The sequence below is a fragment of the Companilactobacillus suantsaicola genome (genome assembly GCF_004745525.1).
Classification (GTDB): domain Bacteria; phylum Bacillota; class Bacilli; order Lactobacillales; family Lactobacillaceae; genus Companilactobacillus; species Companilactobacillus suantsaicola.
Window position 1 is genome coordinate 1 of sequence record NZ_RKLY01000044.1, and the last position, 13673, is coordinate 13673.

Consider the following 13673-nt stretch of genomic DNA (forward strand, 5'->3'; position numbering starts at 1 on the left):
AACTTTTACAATATCCGGCTTTTCGTCCATTAAAAATACCTCACCATTTATTTTGATGAGGTAATCATATCGCTTATTGTGGACCGAGAGAATACGGTCGGTTATTTACTGCTTACGGAAATACTCAAAACGCTTAATTAGTAATTATCATTCATATGTATATAAAAAAAGAAGCTGTATTAATGGTTGTCCATTAATACAACTTCTTTTTAGTTATTGAAATACTTACTAGCAAAAGACGTTGCTTTATCGATATATTGTAACCTAGCCTTGCTAAACGAATTAGCATGACCGGCACCATCTACGATCCAAAGTTTCTTAGGACCTTTGGTGTAGTCATAATTTTGATAAGCATTCTTAGTTGGAACAAAATCATCTTTTGAACCGTGAATAACAAACAACGGCACGTGATTATTCCTCAAAGTATTCTTGGTACTAGCTTGATAGAAATTGTAACCGGCTAGAAATTTTCCAAAAAGACTTGCTGTCGGAACTAGTGGAAAGCTTGGTAAATTGAACTTATCTTTTAATTGATAGTTTAACTCACCAGAAATTGTCGTATAACCACAGTCAGCAATCGCAAACTTAACGTTTTTAGGATGCTTTCCTAAGGTATACATAACGGTAGCTGCTCCCATGCTGACACCAAACAAACCAATTTCTGAAGTTTTTCCATACTTTTGATTGAGTCGTTTGATCCAATTAGAAATATCGATTCGATCTTTCCAACCATAGCCCGTGTACTGCCCCTGACTCATTCCAAACGAGCGATTATCAGGAGCTAAAACATTGTAGCCAGCTTGATGAAACATTTTGGCATATTGGCCCATGTATTTACTTGAAGAACCGAAACCATGAATAACGATAACCGTTTTGGTTGTCTTTTTAGCAGCTGGTAAAAATCGTGCTTTTAACTTCAAATTATCTCGAGTAGTTTGCTCCAAGACTTGTGGCTTTTGCTTTAGAAACCACTGATCATCTTTGTTGAAGTTTTTAGCGATTTGACTACTGTAACCAGTTTTATTAAAAGCATAGTTGAATAAATATCCACTACCAGCCAAGTCACCGATTATTAGTACGCCGACCACGATTGATAATGTAACTTTAATAAATTTTTTCACAATGAAATTACCCTATCTTAAAATCTTTCTCAACAATAATAAATAATTGGCAATTTGATTGCAATAAGAAATCTGAATTTAGTTGTTAGCCATTTGTTCATCTTTGGCACGATTTTCAGCGGCATCCTTGTGGAACCAGTGAATGTGTGAATCAAAGAAAGCAATCATATCGTTCATGAAGTACATAATGTAAGTTAAGAACAACACTGGACTGGCGTCACCTTGTGTGGCTGTAACTCCCCAAAGAACGATTGACATGATTCCTTGAGCTGTCCAGAAGTAATATTGTTCACGGAAACGTAATGTACACAACAATGCACCTGTGAAACCAATTGCAGCAGCAACTGAATCAATTACTGGACGAGGACTGATGAATAGATGTGTATCCATCAAGTACAAAAGGCCCCATGAAGCAAAGAAGAACAATGCTGTCCAAAGCCACTTGATAGCAGTTAGACCGTGGATGTGTTTTTCAGCATCTTTGGCCCATTGTGGACTGACCAAAACAGGAATATCAAGTAAAACAATGTAACTTAGTTGAAGCACAACATCAGAGAAGTTCTTAGCATTGATAGCTACGAAAATATAAATAAGTGCAGAAACTAGTCCTAAGACACCATTTAGAGGCTTAGCGTTTGTGATCGCAACGGTACATGTGAAACCTAAAACGGCCGCAAACCATGTCCAAATGGCGATTGCATTAATAGAATGTGAAAGTGTTGAAGCAGTGATGGCCCCCAAGCCAAACATTAATAGCATGTAACTCTTGAAACTCCAATGTTTCATTTGTTCAACATACCATTTTGGATTAAAAATACTCATTTAATCTTCTCCTCTTTGGACTGTTTCAAAAAGCGTGATCCCTATCACCAAATTTTTGAAACAATCAATTTTTATTTATCCCTTAAACCGAAAGATCAATTTAATCGACGTTTAAAATCATACCACCAATTGAAGTGAAAATGGTAGATGGAATCTCAACCATATTGATGCCATATCGCTGTAAAGCGCTTACCCCTCCTGATAGACGGGTTATTTATCATTTGATACAATATATAGTTTTTTTCGATTTTGTAACACTATATATTGTTATAACGACACCGTAATTATAAAAAAAGAGTGACCCTTCCAATTGAATGAAAGTGTCACTCTTCTTAATTTAACAAATTTGCTTTAAATTTTGCCTACGAGGTCGCCACTTGGTTTAATGGTTTCTTCCCCAGGATGCCAATTAGCTGGACAAACATTGTCACCGTGTGCCTCAACGAATTGAGCAGCTTGTAAAGTTCTTAAAATTTCTTTGGCATTACGACCGATGCCCATCGCATTGACGGTATATGATTTGATAATACCTTTAGGATTGGCAATAAAGACCCCACGAAAGGCTTGTCCGCTATCTTCATCTAAAATATTGAAGAAATCTGTCAATTGATGTTTTTGATCGGACAACATTGGATATTTGATTTTACCAATTGTATCGGTTGTTTCGGCCCATGACATGTGTGAGAATTGGCTGTCGACTGAAACTGAGTAGACTTCAGCGTTTGCGGCTTTAAATTCGTCGTAACAGTCTTGTAATTCACTCAATTCGGTTGGACAAACAAACGAAAAATCTGCTGGATAAAAGAAAATGACTGACCATTTACCAAGTAGATCTGACTTGTTAAAAGTCTTCAACTCTCCAGCTTGATATGCATTAACTGTGAAATCGGGTATTTCTTTATTAATATAATTCATTCCCAAAACCTCCAAGAAATTGATTTCTTTTTGTTTAAACACATATATAGTAACAAATATTTCGCTTTATTTTTATTAAAAACACTTTTATGTCACAATAGATTTATTCAAAAAAAGAGGGATATATTCATGACAGAGGAACAACAACTTCAAGCTATTAAAGATTTTTCTTATCAAAAAATGAAAAAAGATGCTTCTGGTCATAATTTCGATCACATTCAGCGCGTCGTTAAAACCGCCAAACGACTGTTAACTCAAGAGCCAGCTGATAAACTGATTACTTTAGCCGCTGCATATTTACACGACGTTGCCGACGATAAACTCGTCAGTGACCCTAAAGAATTGGAGTCAGAAATTCAAAAGTTTTTGCTACAAATAGATTTGACTTCCCAACAAATTGAAAAGATCCTTTTTATCACACATAACCTCTCCTTCAGTCAATCTTTGGACAATCCTCCTAAACTATCACTCGAAGGCCAAATAGTTCAAGATGCTGACCGGCTGGATGCTATTGGAGCAATCGGAATCACACGAGCAATTTATTATGGTGGCAAACATGCCGAAACAATTTACGATCCTAAAATTTTACCTCGTAAGAATTTAAATAAGGCAGAATATCGTAATTTAAGTAATGAAACGATTATTAACCATTTCTATGAAAAACTATTAAAATTGACTGAAATGATGAATACGCCAACGGCAAAAGAAGTTGCCCAAGCTCGTCATCAATACATGCTCGACTTTTTAGAAGAATTTAAAAATGAATGGAACGCAGAAAGGTAGATAAATTATGGTCTCATTTGCACAACAAGATAAAGAATATTACCAACACATCATCAGAAATCTCAAAAATCGTGGCGTGACACTAGACGACATCGCCGAGATTGTCATTTTCTTAGAAAAAGATTACATCAAAGGTTTGAATACTGATATTGCGATTCACGCTATCAATAAAGTTTTACACAAACGGGAAGCTCAAAATGCCATTATGACGGGAATTGAGTTGGATGTACTGGCTGAAAAGGGCTTGCTTTCAAAACCTATGCAAAGAATCATGCAGACTGACGAATCAACTTACGGAATCGATGAAAATATGGCAATCACTTTGGCTAGTCTTTACGGTTCTGTGTCAGTTACTAATTATGGTTACGTTGATAAATTGAAACACGGAATCCTTAATAAACTAAACGACAAATCAACTGGTAAAATCAATGTTTTCCTCGATGATTTAGTTGGAGCTATCGCAGCTGGTGCTTGTGGTTGGTTGGCTCATAATGAAGAAGAAGTTAAGGGTTTATTAGAAGAAAGTAAACTATAAAGGATTGTGCTTTATTAATTAAATCCGCAATATAATCAAAAAAGGCCATGGCAAATTATTCCATGGTCTTTTTTTAATATTTTACATGCTAATCAACTATCAAGACATTTGTTTGAGATCTTTCCGAAACGTAACGAGTTACTGAACCAACTAAAATTCTTGCTAAACCGGAATTACCAGTCTTGCCCATTACGATTAAATCAATTTTGTTTTCTTGTGGGAAACGGGTCAATTCATTTCTTGGTTCACCATTGAGTAACTTGACATTACACAATAAACCAGCCTTTTTGACGGTTTCTTTAGCTTTTTCTAAATCATCCCTGGCACCATTTTCTAGATCACGTACCAAACCTGGTGCATATGATACGCCAACATTCATTGGCAAATTAGCGGTGTTCACCACTGAAACTAAATAAAGTTTTGCTTCAAATCTCTTGGCTAAGTCTATTGCCGTATTCAAAGCATTAAAGGAACTCTGACTACCATCAATCGCTACCATAATTTTTTTAAACATGATCTTGCCCCCTTTTGGCCTTCTAATTTAATTTTAGCAAGTTAGTGAAAAATTTGGTAATAATAAGCTATTTACGTCATGAAGATTTGATATAATTAAAATTAGTAATCAATAATTTTAGGGGATTATTATTATGAAGACTAGGGACAGACTGGAGCTCATCGAAAAAGAATGTAAAATACGCAACAATTTAAAACAAATTCAATTCACGCATTATTTTTCTAACCAATTTATGGAACGCTATACGCAATTTTTCTGCATTGAAGAATTTCTTGAGGCAGCTGGAGTTACAAACCAAGCCAGTTTAGATTCTTTACCAATGGAAAATTGGGAACGCCAAGTCCAATTAGCAACCACCTTCTCCAGCTGGCAAGAGATGCTTGATAAAGCCGGTGAAGAGTATTTAATGGAAAATTATTATTAAATATATAATATTATTAAATAAAAACGCTATCATTTATATTATTTGTTAGATTATATTACATTTATGTGACAACTGTAATATACTATATTTGTTGGAAGAAACCCAAAACATGCAATAATAAAAATTTAATTCTCAATAGTACAATCCTTCTATAGAATTAATCTTCCAACGGACGATGCTTAAGCATCGTCTTTTTTTGTCTAAAAAATCGCCTTTTATACTTAATTTCGGTATAATTTAAGATAATAAAAATTTGGAGAATTAATTGAAGAAAAAGCTTAAACAAGTTTTAAAATTGAATTTATTTTTAACCTCAACCATGATCATCTGCGACTTACTGATCGTCCATCACCATACTAATGATGATCAGTCGGCTGTTCGCCAAGTCAGTGCTTCACGACAAATGAAGATTCCTAAGAAATTACGTACGATTCACTTTGATGAAGAACAAGAATTCAGTGACGACAAGTAAAAAGCCCTTGATAATTCAAAGGCTTTTTTTGTCTCTTTAAAGCATCTGCATTCCTTCAGCATTTAATTGATAAACTTGATCGTAAAGTTTTTTAATATCATCAGGGATGTGATGGTCTACCTCAATTACCGTCAAATCAGGATTGGTTAATAATGACTGATGGATTCCCTTAGCAGTTTGAGGATCAAGAGAGGCGGTTCCTTCATCGATCAGTAAAATTTGTCGATTGTAAAAGAGCGCCCGGGCAATCTCAATTCGCTTCAATTGACCGCCAGAATAGTTATGACCGTTCTCATCAATCACTTGTTTAATTGCTGATTCGTTGCTAAATTCATTCAATCCAGCTAAATCTAAGGCGCGAAACACTTCAGCATCAGTGGCGGATTTTCCAAGCGTGACATTATTTCTCAAAGTATCCTCAAAAATAATTGGTGTCTGACCAACGATTCCAAAGCTACTATAAGCTTGATTTAGCAAATAGTTCTTCCCGTTCAACAAAATCTTTCCCTGTTTTGGCAGCAATTCTTTCAAAAGTAAACGAATCAAAGTTGACTTCCCCACGCCGGACTTCCCACCAATCAAAATTTTTTGTCCCCGTTTGACGTCAAAAGAAACATTTTGAAAAATTGTTTTACCTTTGAAATCAAAACTAATTTGCTCAACATCCAAATCACGCACAACACTAGTAGTATCAGTATGATCCACTTGAATATGCAAGTTAGCGACTTGTTGACGAATATCTTTCGTACTGTTAATCGTATTCCAACTAGTAACAATCTGGTTAAAGCCATTTAGAATCCAAGACGAGGAATACTGAATTGCGACAAACTGGGCTAAAGTCAATTTTCCAGTAATCGTGAAATAAATACCAATTCCAATCGGCAAATAAGTACATAGTGAAAACAAAAAAACTAATGACATTGTTTGTTAAAGAGATTTGATTCTTTAAATTAGCATTAGCTTGTTCCATCTTGGAAACTGATTCATCCAAACGCTCAGAGAACCCCGACGTAGCGTGATATCTGCGCAGCAATAATGCTCCATGTAAGAGATTCTGAACCGTCCCGGATAAAACTTGATTATTTTTTGACCAAGACGTTGTCTTATCTTGTATTGCGTGACTGAAAAATTTTGGCGCTAAAGTTGGAAAAATCATAAACCCTAAAAAAATTAAGGTGACCAACACATTGCTATATAAAGCGTAAATCAAAGTTCCCAAAGTCATAGCAACTGAACCTAACAGCATGAAAATCTGGCGCCAATAATTGTCCTCGAGCAACTTCAAATCATTGAGAACAAACGAGACATTCTTTGATTCAAAATCATTTTCGTCGGCGGTAACGGAACTCATTTTTGCGAACATATAATCTTTTTTTAGGCGATTATTGATCAAGAAAATATTTTTATTGACGACGATACTCTTTAAATAATTGAGCAAACAAAAAATTGCATAACCAAAAACGATAAAAATCACTGCTGGTACGATCATGCCAATATTTTTATCAGTGATCAATTTAAAAATATATGAGTAAGTAATCGTATTGAATGGCGTTTCTAAACCAGCTAAAATACTGAAGATTATTGCTAAACTAAAAAAAGGTAGATTAAAATGTTTTCTCATACTGCACCCCTAACATTAATTAATTTTAATATTATTAGTGTACAGCTAATTTTTGTCAAAGCAAGACGGTGAGCAATAATGTTTTCATTAAGAAAAAATTATCCTTTATTACCTTTCTTGATAAGAAATTATCCTAACTTCGAATGGAATTCAGTACATATTCTTAGATATAATTAGGAAAAATATTAGGAGTTTCTAATGAAAAAAATATTATTACTGTTAGTTGTATTTCCTATGGTTGCACTCAGTATCTTACCGACCAAAACTGTTCTAGCTGACTCAGTTCAATATCGATCAGAAAAATTTCTCAATAAAGTAAGTAAATTCAATCAAACACTCAATAAAAAACTCTACAAACAAATAAAATCCGCTGATAGTCCCACTTCTATTGAACAACGGAGCCAACATTTAAACCATTCTTGGTTCACCTTCATCAACAAAATCAATTATTTAAAAAATGATCAATTAGAAATTTATGTTAATGATGATTTTAAAAAGCTATCCAATACTAAAAGAGCACAAGTCGTTGGTTTCGTACAACAACTTACGCTCGCTAATCTGGATATAATTAAAGGGGTAAATCCCACAACTTATAAGCAAGGTTTATTCTCAGCTGTCTTTTGTGATGGGAAATTCTTAGGTCGCACCCTTTTTCTTGATCATAAAGATTTTCTTTGGAATGATTAACCACTGAAATTACTAATGAGATGGATCAACCAAAGATGGGCGGGATAAAAAAGATAAAATAGATATTTCAATTTATGATCATACTGGCCTAATTTACCACTGTAGAAATGTAAAAATGGAATGATGCTGATAAAGAAAATATCACTGGCATTCATTGCGATGCTGTCAAAGATCATCAATGGAGTTGGATTAGGAATCGATAGTGCCATCGGCAATTCAATCGCCAACAAAACAATCATCAAGCCTAAATAATACCAATTTCGTTTCTTGATATTTTGATGAGTAAGTTGCGTTATCAACATAAACGGCAAAATAACAAAACTCCCTTCCAAGATGGGAATTAAACCTATTACTAATAAGACGATTGAAGCAATTTTTAACAGTTGCTTCTTTTTTGGTTTCTGATGATTATCCCAGAGACAAACGATCACTGCTCCAAAAAATAAAGTCAGAAAAATGTTATCTCCTAAAATGGACATTTAGTATTGTTGTCGTAAAACAAATAAATTCAATAGATAATTTCCCAGGGCCATAAAAGCTCCCCATCCTAAGAGCCGTGCCAAATAGGATTTTCGACTATGCGTGTAAAAAAGCCCTTCGACAACCAAATAGGCAAAGCCAACCGCCACTACTCTAGTTAGAATGTGGAAAGTATCAGCAAGATATGGTGAAATAAAATTATCGAGATGATCTAAGACCATCAGAATCATCAGAATTATTTTAAAGAGATCTCGATTCATCCCTTTAGCTGTTGGTGTGAATTGTTCCAAGTTTCTGCTCCTAAATTTGATAAAACTTATTATCCAGAAAAGAAAATGGCCTGTAAATATACCTAACACAACTGTTAGTGCTATATTACAAAATAGTAAGTCTAAACCGATAGGATAAAAAAATGAAAAAATTCTTACATTCAAATGGATACGCCGTCTTAATCGTTTTAGCCGGTCTGTGCTCTTTAGTTATTTTAGTTTTGAGTTACATACCCGGTTTCAAGATTTCCAGGTTTCCATATTTAGAAATCGACGTCGTGACACTTTTAATATTTAGTTTTGATTATTTTGGTCGACTTTATTTAGCCAAAGACAAAAAGAAATTCTTCAAGACCAATATCGTTGATCTTTTAGCAATTTTGCCATTCAATACAATTTTTAATGCCTTTCGAATCTTCCGAGTAGTCAATATTATCCGTTTCACCAAAATTTTTACGTTAGTTCATTTCATTGGAACTGCTGGAAAAATGCAAAAAAACGCTAAGAAGTTTCTCAAAATCAACGGTTTTATTTATTTGATCATTATTTGTGGCATTGTCTTGGTCACGGCTGCTATTGCCTACTCCCTGGCTGAAAATGTCCCTCTCAGTGACTCATTTTGGTGGGCAATTGTGACAGCATCGACTGTTGGTTATGGTGACGTCGCACCTACTACCTTAATCGGACGCATTTCAGCCGTTTCACTGATGATTATTGGAATTGGCTTTATCGGTACTTTAACCAGTACGATCACAAATTACTTTACTCAAGAGAAAAGCGAAGAAAATGATGATAAACTCGATCAAATCCTAGTTAAATTAACTCACTTGGAACAAACGAATCAAAAACTACAACAAGAAATCACTGAATTGAAGAAAAACCGTAAACAATGATTTCATCTTCATTACAAATTACAAAAATAACAGTTTAATTATCAAATTTATTATAAAATACCTCATGAATACAAATTCAGGGGGTTTATAAATGGTCAATAACTCTAATCATAAAGTTATTAGCAAATTTATTTTCTTGTCCATTTATTTATATTTTTTCATAATTTCATTTCTAATCATCCCTGTTGGCGATGATTTCTTTTGGTGGGGCAAGCCTGGCCATTTTTTACTGACTCATAACTTTTTTAGCACCAATCCTGAATTCGGTGGCAGTTCTAACGGGCGCTATTTAGGTAACCTCTTAGAAATCACAATGATGCACAGTGAGATTCTTGCAGCTGTGATTTATGCTTCCATTATCACCTTATTTATTTGGTGTATTTGGCAACTGGCAGGAAAACATTTGAGTTTAGTTGCAGCTTTATCATTTTTTACCATCATTCAAATTGGTCACATTCAGAGTGTTTTCCTCTGGTTTGCCGGCTTCATCAATTACTTACCACCGGTCGTTTTGATGTTGACATATTTGGTTTTGCTAGAAAGATATATCCGAACTGACAAGCAGAATTTGCCTATTATTAATTTTTTTCTTGCCTTGGCTGGAGGTCTGTTCATCGAACATATGACCCTATATCAAATTTTTGTCGGTCTAAGTTCACTGGCCTTACTACTTTATCTTAAAAAAACAGTTCGCCCGGCACTATGGTATCTTACCGGTGCAATAATCAGTGCCATTATTATGTTTAGCAATCAATCCTATTATCACACCACCAATGAATATCGAGAAGTTACCTTCAATCTGGATAAATATTTATCCAATTTCATCCAAATCACCCACTTTTGGATCATTACCTTCAATTACGTCGTTATCGTCACAATTTGTCTTGCAATCATCTTGATCAGTTGGCGTAAATTCTCGAAAACTACTAAATGGTACCTAATTTTACCAGCCAGTGGCTTTATAATTTATTATTTATGGATTAATATCTACCTTCAAAATAATTTTAAAATTAATTACGCTAATTATCAGATTAAACATTTAGAACCTAATCTAGCCATCGTCGATAGTTGGGTGAGTCTGCTTTTCTTGATTTACCTTTTTGGGGCAACTTTTTTTATCTTCAAAGGAATCAACAACTTAAAAGTTCAGTTCTGCCTCTTCAGTACGATTGCTTTATGCGTGCCATTTTTCTTCATCACCTCACCTATTTTTGTTCGAGAATATTTCAGCTCCTTGGTCTTTTTCTTTATCGTAGGGATTATCTATCTCAACAAAGCACTAACCTACTATCCAGCACTTTTTAAGGGTGTTAAACGCCTGCTTTGGTTAATCGTCATCTCCTCATACGGTTTAGTCATGTCCATGATGATTGCCAATTATCAAACCAATCTGAAACGAGTTGATAATCATGATTTCTTACGTGAATCAAAAACTCTCAAGCAAAAAGTTCCCTATCCTAATTACGTAGCTCTAAATGACATGTTGATCATGCAATCACCTGAATATTGGCACAATCGTTTAAATTATCAATTCAATGATTATTTTTATAACAAACAATACAAATAAGCCTTGCGGTAATCTTCCGATTATCACAAGGCTTTTATTATTGTTATTTTTATTCTGCACCAACAGAAACCGTTTCTGGTAAAGTACTACCTCCATCGATAACAACTGGCGTAGCAGTCATATATGAAGCCTCATCACTCAATAAGAAGGCGGCTAACTCACCAACCTCTTCAATTGTTCCTAAACGTTTGCCTAAAGGTACTGCATCGGCAATCCCTTTAGTAGTTTGACTCGGATCATCTGGAGTAGATTCATTAGCAATCGCATCAGCCATCGGCGTTTGAATATAGCCTGGTAAAATAGCATTAACAGTAATATCATACTTGGCTACTTCTCGGGCACAAGCACGCGTGAATCCCATGATAGCGGCTTTAGTTGTCGCATAAGCACATTCACCCTCATCAGCGACCATCACTCCAGTGACACTAGACATGTTGCAGATGCGACCTTTTTTGTTCTCAATCATCGTTGGCAAGACAGCTTTGGTAACGTTCCAAACACCTTTGATATTGACATCGAATTGCTGGTCACGTTCTTCATCAGAAGTATTCAACAGTGAGCCTAATTTGATGATTCCCGCGTTATTCATTAGACAATCGATCGTCCCAAAATGTTGGATGATCTCCTTGACACCAGCAGTCACGCTTTGAGTATCAGCTACATTCATGTGAACGCCAATACAGTCCACACCTTGTGCCTGTAGTTTTTTGACAGTTGAATCTAATTGATCAGAAATATCGACTAAAGCAATCTTGGCACCGTGCTTAGCTAAAACTTTACTAATTCCAAGTCCGTTACCCATGGCAGCACCAGTAACGACCGCCACTTTATTGGTTAATTTACCCATAATAATTACTCCCTTCTATATTGTGAACGTTTTCATTTGTACCTTTCTAATATATCATAGAAAATAATTATTTTGGTTCAATTTATAATTTTGGGACGTCTATTTTATTAATCGCTTTCGAAACTTTATCAGCATAAGCAATATTTTCAAACATATTTTCTGACCATTGATAATTACAATGAACCAATTTATCTAACTCATCAACATCCACAGCAGCAGTTTTAATTTGTTCAACTAAGGCATCTGTTAAAGTAATTTCCCCATCAAGAAGATCAATTTCATCAAATGGATCTAAATTATTGCGGAATTGTTTTTCAGAAAAGTTTCGATAAAACGGAATCTGCAAACTGTAATCAGCTTGATCGAGCAGGCGTCTAAGCTGGTCTTCCTGGGCCTTTGTTTCAATCGAAACGGAGAAATTTTTATAATCATTGATCAAAAATTCGACAAATTCATCACTTTCATCGGTCCTAACTTGCATCATGCCTTGAGTCTCTTCAACTATATCTTCAACATCGTCAGGAATTAATTTAAATTCTTGAATCAAATAATTACGTAAATCATTTAAAGCATCATTTTCTACAAAATAAAATTCATCTGCGTGTTTCAAGAAAGTTTCTTTATCAGGAATATTGTACAATTCCCCTTCTTGGTTATTCATCATGTCATATATATTGTCATCTTCAAACAAATATTGAGAAATAATATATTCTGGTGACTGCCAGTTGTCTGCTTCAAACCAAGAATCAAAACGCTTGATTTCAAACCCCGTATTTTGATTACTCATTTGGTTTAAAACATCCTTAAACTCTGAAGCTGTTAATGACATTTCTGGATTTTGCAATTTGATAATACGATAAACTTGTGTGATTGGGATTAAGTTGTATAAATTATTAGCCGCTTTGACATAACGCTTGATCAATTCTGTCTTTTCCATGAGCTTCTCCTAAAGTTTAGATTGTAAAAACGCCATTATCGAATGGCAATTCAACGACCACATTGTCGGTTAAATCAAAGTCACCGGCACTTTCAAAGCCTTTTTTGAAATCTGTGGCTTCATCATCGCTAAAGATTTCCATTGCCGTTTTCATAATTTCGTCTTCATCCATATAACTATGGAATTTATAAAAATCAAGAACTTTGCCAGTCGAATTCATTGCTACAAAGACGCTTTTACTCTTACCAGTATACAAGTAGCAAACATTGTCTAAATATCCGGTTTTTTCTTTTTTCAAGAGCGTCAAACCATCCAAGCCAATGTTTGACATTTTCACAAATTTAGTTTTTTTATCCATTCTTTTACCTTCGTTTCGTTTTCTTAATTAGATTATAACTGATTCTCGTTCGCCTGAAGTAACAAAAGAACGACATGAATTATCTAGCAGTATAGATAACGCCAATAGAAATGATTAGCTTTGCCTAAATATTTTGCGCAAGTATCCTTTTTACTTTTTTCCTTGCGCAAAATAGACTCACCAAAATATGTCTGCGCAAAGTTTTGCGCAAAGAGTTTTTCAATTCTGCTTAATTTTCTTGAAACAAAAAATAGGAATGCTGATTTAACAACATTCCTAAAAATAAAAACATGAACTTTCGTTCCATTTAAGGAGAGTACAGGATTTGAAAAAGCCCATGTATCAGTCTTTATGACGCTTTTGCGCAAAATAAGCGCAAATAGTTATCTTTTCTTACCCTTTTTTACCTAGTTAAAAGGTAAAATATT

At 34.7% G+C, this 13673-nt stretch carries 16 protein-coding genes and 1 pseudogene; 7 read left to right on the forward strand and 10 right to left on the reverse strand.

Going from position 1 to position 13673, the window contains the following annotated elements; all coding sequences use genetic code 11:
* Window positions 1-209 precede the first annotated feature (209 nt).
* The 3 genes from EGT49_RS11730 to EGT49_RS11740 all read right to left on the reverse strand — a co-directional run bounded on the left by EGT49_RS11730 (window position 210) and on the right by EGT49_RS11740 (window position 2858).
* Window positions 210-1121 (reverse strand): alpha/beta hydrolase, encoded by a 912-nt coding sequence (locus EGT49_RS11730; protein WP_246013848.1) that lies wholly within the window; start codon window positions 1119-1121, stop codon window positions 210-212.
* Between the two features lie 78 nt (window positions 1122-1199).
* Entirely contained in the window at window positions 1200-1943 is a 744-nt protein-coding gene (gene pnuC, locus EGT49_RS11735) for a nicotinamide riboside transporter PnuC (RefSeq protein ID WP_135374538.1), read from the reverse strand.
* Window positions 1944-2294: 351 nt separating this feature from the next.
* Window positions 2295-2858, reverse strand: coding sequence for a peroxiredoxin (locus EGT49_RS11740; protein WP_135374540.1), 564 nt, complete (start codon window positions 2856-2858; stop codon window positions 2295-2297).
* A 129-nt stretch (window positions 2859-2987) separates the two neighbouring features.
* On the opposite strand from EGT49_RS11740, the gene EGT49_RS11745 reads away from it, so the two are divergent.
* Entirely contained in the window at window positions 2988-3641 is a 654-nt protein-coding gene (locus EGT49_RS11745; RefSeq protein WP_135374542.1) for an HD domain-containing protein, read from the forward strand.
* Window positions 3642-3648: 7 nt separating this feature from the next.
* The gene (locus tag EGT49_RS11750; RefSeq protein ID WP_135374544.1) at window positions 3649-4176 is read left to right on the forward strand and encodes a phosphatidylglycerophosphatase A family protein; all 528 of its coding nucleotides are present in this window, start codon (window positions 3649-3651) and stop codon (window positions 4174-4176) included.
* 88 nt (window positions 4177-4264) lie between these two features.
* Here the strand turns inward: EGT49_RS11750 and EGT49_RS11755 are convergent, their stop codons facing one another.
* Entirely contained in the window at window positions 4265-4690 is a 426-nt protein-coding gene (locus tag EGT49_RS11755) for a universal stress protein (RefSeq protein WP_135374546.1), read from the reverse strand.
* 133 nt (window positions 4691-4823) lie between these two features.
* Between EGT49_RS11755 and EGT49_RS11760 the strand changes: the two genes are divergently transcribed.
* Both EGT49_RS11760 and EGT49_RS11765 read left to right on the forward strand, forming a co-directional pair.
* Window positions 4824-5114, forward strand: a complete 291-nt coding sequence (locus EGT49_RS11760) for a hypothetical protein (RefSeq protein ID WP_135374548.1) — start codon at window positions 4824-4826, stop codon at window positions 5112-5114.
* A 265-nt stretch (window positions 5115-5379) separates the two neighbouring features.
* The gene (locus EGT49_RS11765; RefSeq protein WP_135374550.1) at window positions 5380-5586 is read left to right on the forward strand and encodes a hypothetical protein; all 207 of its coding nucleotides are present in this window, start codon (window positions 5380-5382) and stop codon (window positions 5584-5586) included.
* 36 nt (window positions 5587-5622) lie between these two features.
* Here the strand turns inward: EGT49_RS11765 and EGT49_RS11770 are convergent, their stop codons facing one another.
* Both EGT49_RS11770 and EGT49_RS11775 read right to left on the reverse strand, forming a co-directional pair.
* Window positions 5623-6471, reverse strand: a complete 849-nt coding sequence (locus EGT49_RS11770; protein ID WP_167849841.1) for an ATP-binding cassette domain-containing protein — start codon at window positions 6469-6471, stop codon at window positions 5623-5625.
* Window positions 6368-7207, reverse strand: a complete 840-nt coding sequence (locus tag EGT49_RS11775) for an ABC transporter transmembrane domain-containing protein (RefSeq protein ID WP_135374554.1) — start codon at window positions 7205-7207, stop codon at window positions 6368-6370. Before EGT49_RS11775 ends, EGT49_RS11770 begins: the two co-directional genes overlap by 104 nt.
* Before the next feature lie 198 nt (window positions 7208-7405).
* On the opposite strand from EGT49_RS11775, the gene EGT49_RS11780 reads away from it, so the two are divergent.
* A complete protein-coding gene (locus EGT49_RS11780) occupies window positions 7406-7894 on the forward strand; it encodes a hypothetical protein (protein ID WP_135374556.1) in 489 nt (162 codons plus the stop codon).
* On the opposite strand, the pseudogene EGT49_RS11785 reads toward EGT49_RS11780, so the two are convergent.
* Window positions 7891-8634 (reverse strand): annotated as a pseudogene (locus tag EGT49_RS11785) (TraX family protein). The gene EGT49_RS11780 and the pseudogene EGT49_RS11785 sit on opposite strands and share 4 nt — an antisense overlap.
* Before the next feature lie 152 nt (window positions 8635-8786).
* Here EGT49_RS11785 and EGT49_RS11795 point away from each other — a divergent pair.
* Both EGT49_RS11795 and EGT49_RS11800 read left to right on the forward strand, forming a co-directional pair.
* Window positions 8787-9536, forward strand: coding sequence for a potassium channel family protein (locus EGT49_RS11795; RefSeq protein ID WP_135374562.1), 750 nt, complete (start codon window positions 8787-8789; stop codon window positions 9534-9536).
* A 91-nt stretch (window positions 9537-9627) separates the two neighbouring features.
* Window positions 9628-11103, forward strand: coding sequence for a DUF6056 family protein (locus EGT49_RS11800; protein WP_135374564.1), 1476 nt, complete (start codon window positions 9628-9630; stop codon window positions 11101-11103).
* Between the two features lie 49 nt (window positions 11104-11152).
* Here the strand turns inward: EGT49_RS11800 and ucpA are convergent, their stop codons facing one another.
* The 3 genes from ucpA to EGT49_RS11815 form a co-directional block, all read right to left on the reverse strand.
* Complete coding sequence (gene ucpA, locus EGT49_RS11805) at window positions 11153-11950, reverse strand: SDR family oxidoreductase UcpA (RefSeq protein WP_135374566.1); 798 nt, start codon at window positions 11948-11950, stop codon at window positions 11153-11155.
* An 82-nt stretch (window positions 11951-12032) separates the two neighbouring features.
* Window positions 12033-12887, reverse strand: a complete 855-nt coding sequence (locus EGT49_RS11810) for a hypothetical protein (RefSeq protein WP_135374568.1) — start codon at window positions 12885-12887, stop codon at window positions 12033-12035.
* 16 nt (window positions 12888-12903) lie between these two features.
* Window positions 12904-13245 (reverse strand): hypothetical protein, encoded by a 342-nt coding sequence (locus EGT49_RS11815; RefSeq protein WP_135374570.1) that lies wholly within the window; start codon window positions 13243-13245, stop codon window positions 12904-12906.
* Window positions 13246-13673 lie beyond the last annotated feature (428 nt).